The 8,235-nt window shown below is 73.3% G+C and carries 7 protein-coding genes; 6 read left to right on the forward strand and 1 reads right to left on the reverse strand.

The window, feature by feature from the left end:
- Positions 1-88 precede the first annotated feature (88 nt).
- Positions 89-1,768 carry a VanW family protein gene (locus ABZ693_RS18360; protein WP_435842459.1) on the reverse strand — a complete coding sequence of 560 codons (1,680 nt, stop codon included), beginning with the start codon at positions 1,766-1,768 and terminating at the stop codon, positions 89-91.
- A gap of 288 nt (positions 1,769-2,056) precedes the next feature.
- On the opposite strand from ABZ693_RS18360, the gene ABZ693_RS18365 reads away from it, so the two are divergent.
- From ABZ693_RS18365 to ABZ693_RS18390, 6 genes are all read left to right on the forward strand, one after another.
- Entirely contained in the window at positions 2,057-2,842 is a 786-nt protein-coding gene (locus ABZ693_RS18365) for an IclR family transcriptional regulator (RefSeq protein WP_359878015.1), read from the forward strand.
- 45 nt (positions 2,843-2,887) lie between these two features.
- Positions 2,888-3,211 (forward strand): putative quinol monooxygenase, encoded by a 324-nt coding sequence (locus ABZ693_RS18370; RefSeq protein WP_359878018.1) that lies wholly within the window; start codon positions 2,888-2,890, stop codon positions 3,209-3,211.
- Between the two features lie 264 nt (positions 3,212-3,475).
- A complete protein-coding gene (locus ABZ693_RS18375; RefSeq protein WP_359878021.1) occupies positions 3,476-4,132 on the forward strand; it encodes a TOPRIM nucleotidyl transferase/hydrolase domain-containing protein in 657 nt (218 codons plus the stop codon).
- 156 nt (positions 4,133-4,288) lie between these two features.
- Positions 4,289-4,621 (forward strand): hypothetical protein, encoded by a 333-nt coding sequence (locus ABZ693_RS18380; protein ID WP_359878024.1) that lies wholly within the window; start codon positions 4,289-4,291, stop codon positions 4,619-4,621.
- Positions 4,622-4,764: 143 nt separating this feature from the next.
- Positions 4,765-5,868: a phosphoesterase gene (locus ABZ693_RS18385; RefSeq protein ID WP_359878026.1), complete on the forward strand. Its 1,104-nt coding sequence runs from the start codon at positions 4,765-4,767 to the stop codon at positions 5,866-5,868.
- A gap of 49 nt (positions 5,869-5,917) precedes the next feature.
- Positions 5,918-8,143 (forward strand): NADP-dependent isocitrate dehydrogenase, encoded by a 2,226-nt coding sequence (locus ABZ693_RS18390; RefSeq protein WP_359878029.1) that lies wholly within the window; start codon positions 5,918-5,920, stop codon positions 8,141-8,143.
- Positions 8,144-8,235 lie beyond the last annotated feature (92 nt).

The following is an 8,235-nucleotide window of genomic DNA, read 5'->3' on the forward strand; positions in this document are numbered from 1 at the left end:
CAAGGGCCCCTCATCCTCCCGAGGGGCCCTTCCGTCACCTACGAGCGACCACGTCGCGGAGCGGTCATACCGCGCCGCGGCTACGCCGTCATCCGCACGTCACCTTGTCCCGCGGCGTGTAGTGCGTGGCGAACTTCTCGCGCTTCACCTCGACACCGCCGTTCTTGAACACCCGGTCCACCGTGATGTCGAAGCCCTCCAGCGGATCCTGCGGCTGGCAGGTGGCGCCGCTGCTCGTCCGTACTCCCGGCGGCGTGACGTTGGTGCGCGGGCCCGCGACCGCCTCCACCGAGTCGTACTTCTTCGTGCCGAGGAAGGTGACCGTCACCGACGAGTCGGTCGCACTCGCCTTGATGTAGAGGGGCTTGCCCGAGTCGTTGCGGAACCGGAGGTCCAGCGTGCCCCACGCCACCGTCGCCTCCCGGCCCGCCGGGTAGCGCTCGATGTAGAAGGAGTGGGCGCCGTGCTCGACCGGCTGGAGGCCGGCGAAGAAGAGCGCGTTGTAGACGGTCGTCGCCACGGAGGAGACGCCGCCGCCCGCCGCCAGCTGGTAGCGGCCGTCGAGGATCATCGTGCCGTCGACGAATCCGTTGGCCTTGGTGCGCTCGCCGACCGTCCGGTTGAAGCTCCACTCCTCGCCGGGCTGGACGAGGGAGCCGTTGATCAGTTCGGCGGCGCGGCCGATGTTGGTCGTCCGGTACGGGGCGGTCGGGAAGTTCACCGTGAACGTCGACATCTGCTCGGTGATCCCGAGCTGTGCCAGGTTCCCCGTCGAAAGCCGCGGCCGGGTGGTGGTCGTGGCGACCGGGCCGGTACGGGCGTCGGTGCCCGTCTTCGTCAGGAGCGGCTCCACCGCCTCGCCGAGGGCCTTGGCCGACACCTGGCGGCCGGACCGGCCCTCCTGCTCCACGACGACCTTGCCGTTGCGTACCCCGAGCCGGCCCTCGACGGGGCTGCCGGTGAACGTGTTCAGCTGGCGGGCCACCGCCGGGTCCTTCATCAGGGCGGCGGCGTCCAGCGACGAGGCGAGCCGGCCCCCGTCCGCCGTCACCTCCAGATGGTCGGCGAGCGTGGCCGCCGAGATCGACAGCCGCTGGTCGCCCGAGGTCAGCGTGACCGGGCCCGACAGGGCGGGCTCGGCGAAGTCCTTCACGAACCGGGCGATCTCGGCGGCCTGGACCTTGGGGTGGACGACGGACACCGGCAGCAGCACCGGCGAGGCGCCCGTACCGGTCGCCGGATAGGCGGTACGCAACGCGTCGACCGCCTTGTCCGCGTCCAGCTTCCGTCCGTCCCGCGGCTGTGTCACCACGGTCTTGCCCTGGTCGAAGGCGACGGCGCCCTCGCGGACCGTACGGTCGGTCTTCTTCGCCACCGCCGCGACCGCCGCGTGGGCCTTCGGTACGTCGAAGGAGACGACGGGCTCGATGGTGCGGCTGCCCGACGAGAACAGCCGCCCGATCACCGTCACCGGGCCGCGGGACGGGTCGGCCGCGCGCTCCGCCGTGGCCGCCGCGTCGATCGTGAGCCCCACCGACTCCGGGTCCACGGTGGTCGTGGTGTCGCCGATCGCGACCTTGATCGGGTCCTTCCAGGCGGCGGGCCCGGCCGAGGTCAGCCGGGCGGTGGCCTCGGCGCGGCTCATGCCGCCGATGTCGACCCCGCTTACCCGGGTGCCCGCGGAGATGTCGTCCCCGGTGGCGACGAGACCCGCCACGTACAGTCCGCCGGCGGCGGCCGCGACCACACCGGTCGCGATCACCGCCATGCGTATGGGGCTGCGGCGCTCGCGGCGCCCGTGCCGGCCTCTGGCGGCGTGGACGGCGTTCGTGGAGCGGTGCACACACCCTCCCGGTGCGAAGTGGAGTCGGAGAGAACCGGCGGCACGAACCAGGGGACTCCGGTGAAGGGAATCCGGGCGTGCGGAGCTGACACCGGGCCGGTTCCGTGCGGGGGCATCCCTTCAACGATACGCCGAATGGGGTAAAGGATCCATATGATCCCTTTCTTCCGCTGGTGACGCCCCTCTCATCTCCTCTCGATCTAAGGTGGATCGGTGTCCACGTCTCCGATCGGTCCCCAGTCCGTCGACCGCGCTCTCGCCCTCCTCGACGCCGTCGCCGACGCCGAGCGACCGGTCGGCGCCGAGGCCCTGGCCCGTACCCTCGGCTGCGCGCTGTCGACCGTCTACCACCTGGCCGGACCCCTGATCGCCCGCGGCCACCTCGTCCGTACTCCCGAGGGCTACGCACCCGGACCGCGTGTTCCCGCCCTGCACCGCGCCTACCAGCGCCACCACGGGCTCGGCGGCCCCGTCACCACCCTGCTCGGGCATCTGCGCCGGACCGCCGGCGCCGAGGCGTACTTCACCGCCTACCGTGACGGCCGGATCACCGTCCTCGACACCACCGCGCCCGTCACCGACACCGCCCACCCCTTCACCCCGGGCCCCGAGCCGCGCGCCCACGCCACCGCGCACGGCAAGGTCCTGCTCGCCGGGCTGCCCCGGGCCGCGCGCCGCCGCTACCTCGACGAGCACGGCATGGCCCGCTTCACCGACCGGACGATCACCAGCCCCGAACGCTTCGAGGCGGAGCTGGCCCGGGTCCGCGAGAGCGGCGTCGCCGTCTCGGTGGGGGAGGCGGACCCCGCGTACACCTGTCTGGCCACCGTGCTCCCTGAGCGGGCCGACGGCATCGCGCACGCGCTGTCCGTCTCGCTGCCCACCGCCGATTTCCGGCGGCGGCACGGCGAGGTACGGGCCGCGCTGGCCCGCGCCGTCCCGCTCTTCGTGCCGTTCCTCGACGTGGCGGGCGGGATTCCGACCCTGCCGGAATCCTGAGGCGCCCGGCTGGCGGGGGTCCCGCGCAGGCCGCACCGTGGAGGCATGATCTTCATCGCCGTACGATTCACCGCCCGCCCCGACGTCGCCGACGCCTGGCTGGAGCACGTCGCCGACTTCACCAACGCCACCCGCTCCGAGCCCGGCAACCTGTTCTTCGACTGGTCGCGCGGCGTCGACGACCCGAACCAGTGGGTCCTCCTGGAGGGCTTCGCCGACGACGAGGCCGGCGCGAAGCACGTCGCGTCCGACCACTTCAAGGCCGGTCTCGCGACCATGGGCGAGCTGATCGCCTCCACCCCCGAGATCATCCACGTGAACTCGCCCGAGCTGCAGGGCTGGGGCCCCATGGGCGAGCTCGCCCGCTGAGTCCTCGCGACGCGCGTGACCGCGTGACCCGCCGAGCCAGTACGGGCTGCCGGGTCGTGCCGGTCAGGACGGCCCGCCGGAACCTTCCGGCGGGCCGCGCTCTTTTCCGCCCGGCCCGTCCCGCCCCGCCGGCCCCCCCCGGCCCTGCCCTGCCCCGCCCACCCCGCTCCGTCCCACGCCTCCCCGCCGCCCCTCCAGTCCTGGAAAACGCATGTGCGTCCGCCGTACCGCCCGTGCCACGATGGCGCCGGAAAGCGAGGTCCCGTGGGCGAGTCGAGATCGTTCGAGCAGGCGCTGGTCACCTGGGTGGCGGGCGGACCCGAGGCGGAGCGGGCGGCACGGACCGCCCGCGAACTGGCCGGCGGGGTGCGCACGGCCGTGCTCGTCGAGGGGGACAGCGACCGGGCCGCGATCCACACCCTCGCCGCCCGCCACGGCCGCGACCTCGGCGCGGAGGGCGTCGCCGTCGTGCCGCTCGGCGGCGCCACCAACATCGGGCACTTCCTGAACGTCTGCGGCCCGCCCGGGCTCGGCCTTCCGCTCGCCGGACTCTGCGACCTCGGCGAGGAGCGGTACTTCCGGCGCCATCTGGAGCGGGTCGGGCTCGGGTCCGGGCTCACGCCGGAAGATCTGGAAGGCCTCGGCTTCCAGGTGTGCGACGCCGACCTGGAGGACGAGCTGATCCGCGCGCTCGGCGCCGACGGCGTGATCCGGGTGATCGACGCCCAGGGCGAGACCCGCCCGTTCCGCACCTTCCAAGGCCAGCCCGCCCAGCGGGACCGGCCCGTGGAGCACCAGCTGCGACGCTTCCTCGGCACCCACAGCGGGCGCAAGGAGCTGTACGCGCGGGCGCTCGTCGCCGACCTGGACCTGGCCGCCGGCGTGCCGCGCCCGCTGGCACGGCTGCTCGACCGCGTCTGACCCGCCTGCCGCGCGGGGAAGCCCCCGACCGAGCCCCCTCCGGACGAGCCTGCCGACCACCGGCCACCGCCCACCGCCCGCCTTCGGACCCGGTCGTGGTCATGCCGTACCGCCGGTGGCAAGATCACTCACGCGGGGGCGAGGGATCCGAGGCAGGTGGGGGCGGAGATGGTGTACGCGGCGGCCGTGGCCGTAGCGGTTCTGGGCATCGCGGGCGGCGTCTGCGGGGTCGCGGCCCTGCGCACCGGCTGGATCCTGCCCTGGCAACGCCGTCACGTCCGGCGGCCCGCGCTGCACGGCTGGGCCCTGCTGGTCATGGGCGGGTCGCTGGTCGCCCAGGCGGCGAACCTGGGCACCTTCCCCACCGGCCCGTTCCTCACGCCGCCCCTGGCCGCGTCCGGGGCCCTCCTGGTGGGCATCCTGCTGCTCGTCCTCGCACAGCGCCCCTCCTCCGGCCGGGGAGCGCGGTCCACAGATCCCGGACGCTGATCCGGGACGCTGCTCCCGGCCGCCGGGCCTGGCCCACCGAACCCCGCCCCGGACGCCGACCCCGCGCCCAACCCCGACTCCTCCCGCCGCCGTTCGGGCGCCTCCAGCGGGCGCGCCGGCGCGCCGCGCGGTCGAATCGAGGCATGGCACCCTTCGACAGGACCCGTACCGGCGGCTCCGTGCCGAGCGTCGCCGCCCAGGGCACATGGTGGTACGCCGCCATAGCCGGCGAGGCCGCCGACTCGTTCAGCGCCCGCGTCCGGATACGCATGCGGCGGGCCTGCCTCGCCGCCGTCCTCCTGCTCACCCTCGCCTACGCCGGACTGGTGCTCACCGCCACGGGCCGGCGCTGGGGCGACGCCGTCCTCGCCGGGCGGCTCGCCGATCCCGCCGTCGCCCGCGTGCTGCGCGAGCACCCCTCGGCCCAGGGCTTCGGCACCCTCACCCTGGTCCTCGCCGTCCTGCTGCTCGCCGCCGTCGGCGTCCTGCGCAAGCGGTACGCGCACACCGCCGCCGCCCTCGGCACCCTCGCCGCCGCGCTCGTCGTGGCCCTGCTGCTGCGGTACTACGCGCCCGGCCCCCGCTTCGTCGACGCCTCGGGCACCCCCGTCCCCAGCGGCTTCCCCAGCGTGCCCGCCGTGCTCGCCGCCGGCACCGCCCTCGGTCTCGTCCTCGTCGTCCCGCACCGGCTGCGGGCCACCGCCGTCGGCCTCGGCGCCCTGTGGGCCGCCGCCCTCGGCGCGTACAGCATCGCCACCGGCCACCACCGCCCCGGCGACGTCATCGCCGCCGACCTGCTCGTGCTCGCCGGCTTCACGGCGGCCGTCGGCTTCCTCGCCCGCGGCGGCAAAGTGCGCCCCGCGCCGCGGCGCGGGCTGCCCCCGCAGCGGTTCCTCGTCGTCGTCCCCCTCGCCGTCGTCGCGGTCGCGGGCCTCGCCGCCGGCGCGTACCTCCTCGGCGGCACCCTCCCCGGCCCCGGACCCGTGGCCGCCGCGCTGCCCCGGACCGCCCACCGTTGCGGCCAGGCGCTCGCCGCCGGGACCGGAGCCGCCGTCGCCCTCGCCCTGCTGGGCATGCTGCGCCACGTCGCGCTCGACCCGGAGCCCGTCCCGTACCGGCGCGCCGCCGCCGACCCCGCCGACCCCTTCGCCGACGACGCGGACCCCGACGGACCGGGCCGCGGGTACCTCGACGACGGCCTTCCCCCGGACCCCTTTCCCGAGGAGCGGGATCACGAGATATCTTGATGTCGAGCAATCTTGAAGGCAGACGCAGACGTGGAGCGGAGCACACCCGGTGACTGACTCGACCATCATCTACACGCACACCGACGAGGCGCCCGCCCTGGCGACGTACTCGTTCCTGCCCGTGATCCAGGCGTACGCCTCGACCGCCGGCATCAACGTCGAGACGCGTGACATCTCCCTGGCCGGGCGCATCATCGCCACCTTCCCGGAGCGTCTCGAGGAGGGCCAGCGCATCGCCGACGCCCTCGCCGAGCTCGGTCAGCTGGCGAAGACGCCCGAGGCCAACATCATCAAGCTGCCGAACGTCTCGGCCTCGATCCCGCAGCTGAAGGCCGCGATCGCCGAGCTCCAGGCCCAGGGCTACGCGCTTCCGGACTACCCGGACGACCCGCAGAGCGACGAGGACAAGGACGTCCGCGCCCGCTACGACAAGATCAAGGGCTCGGCCGTCAACCCGGTCCTGCGCGAGGGCAACTCGGACCGCCGCGCTCCCGGCGCCGTGAAGAACTACGCGAAGACCCACCCGCACCGCATGGGCGCCTGGACCCCCGAGTCCAAGACCAACGTGGCCACCATGGGTGAGAACGACTTCGCGACCACCGAGAAGTCCACCGTCATCGCCGAGGACACCACCCTCCGCTTCGAGCACGTCGCCGCCGACGGCACCGTCACCGAGCTGCGCGAGCCGCTGAAGGTCATCGCGGGCGAGGTCGTCGACGCCGCCGTGCTGCGCGGCGCCGCGCTCGACACCTTCCTCGCCGAGCAGGTCGCCCGCGCCAAGGCCGAGGGCGTGCTGTTCTCCGTGCACCTCAAGGCCACGATGATGAAGGTCTCCGACCCGATCATCTTCGGCCACGTCGTGCGCGCCTTCTTCCCGCGCACCTTCGCCACGTACGGCGAGGTCCTGGCCGGCGCCGGCCTGTCCGCGAACGACGGCCTCGGCACCATCTTCAAGGGCCTGGAGTCCCTCCCGCACGGCCTCGGCGAGGAGATCAAGGCCTCCTTCGACGCCGAGATCGCCGAGGGCCCGGCCCTCGCCATGGTCGACTCCGACAAGGGCATCACCAACCTGCACGTGCCGTCCGACGTCATCGTCGACGCCTCGATGCCGGCCATGATCCGCACCTCCGGCCACATGTGGGGCCCGGACGGCCAGGAGGCCGACACCCTCGCCGTCCTCCCGGACAGCTCCTACTCGGGCGTCTACCAGGCCGTCATCGAGGACTGCCGTGCCCACGGCGCCTTCGACCCGTCGACCATGGGCTCCGTCCCGAACGTCGGCCTGATGGCGCAGAAGGCCGAGGAGTACGGCTCCCACGACAAGACCTTCGAGATCGCCGCGGCGGGCACCGTCCGTCTCGTCGACGCCTCCGGCACCACGGTCCTGGAGCAGGAGGTCGCCGAGGGCGACATCTTCCGCTCCTGCCAGGCCAAGGACCTGCCGATCCAGGACTGGGTCAAGCTCGCCGTCACCCGCGCCCGCGCCACCGGCGTCCCGGCCGTGTTCTGGCTGGACGAGAACCGCGCCCACGACGCGCAGCTGATCGCCAAGGTGAACACCTACCTCGCGGACCACGACACCGAGGGCCTGGACATCAAGATCATGTCCCCGGTCGAGGCCACGAAGTACTCCGTGGAGCGCATCCGCCGCGGCGAGGACACCATCTCGGTCACCGGCAACGTCCTGCGCGACTACCTGACGGACCTCTTCCCGATCCTGGAGCTGGGCACCAGCGCCAAGATGCTGTCCATCGTCCCGCTGATGGCGGGCGGCGGCCTCTTCGAGACCGGCGCCGGCGGCTCCGCCCCGAAGCACGTCCAGCAGCTGGTCAAGGAGAACTACCTGCGCTGGGACTCGCTCGGCGAGTTCTTCGCGCTGGCCGCCTCCTTCGAGCACCTGGCGACCACCACGGACAACGCCCGTGCCCAGATCCTCGCCGACACGCTGGACCGCGCCACCGGCACCTTCCTCAACGAGGACAAGTCGCCGACCCGTCGCCTCGGCGGCATCGACAACCGCGGCAGCCACTTCTACCTGGCCCTCTACTGGGCCCAGGAGCTCGCCAAGCAGACCGACGACGCGGAGCTGGCCAAGGCCTTCGCCCCGCTCGCCGAGACGCTCGCCGCGAACGAGCAGAAGATCGTCGACGAGCTGATCGCCGTCCAGGGCTCCCCGGCCGACCTCGGTGGCTACTACCAGCCCGACCCGGCGAAGGCCGCGGCCGTGATGCGTCCGTCCGCCACCTTCAACGAGGCCGTCGCCTCCCTGGCCTGAGCCTCGGCGCTGTGGCGTCGGGCACATCGCCCCACCCTCGTTATGCAACTTGTTGCACAAGCATCGGCCGGTCGTCTACAACAGTCGGTGAC

The organism is Streptomyces laurentii (genome assembly GCF_040635425.1).
Taxonomy (GTDB): domain Bacteria; phylum Actinomycetota; class Actinomycetes; order Streptomycetales; family Streptomycetaceae; genus Streptomyces; species Streptomyces laurentii.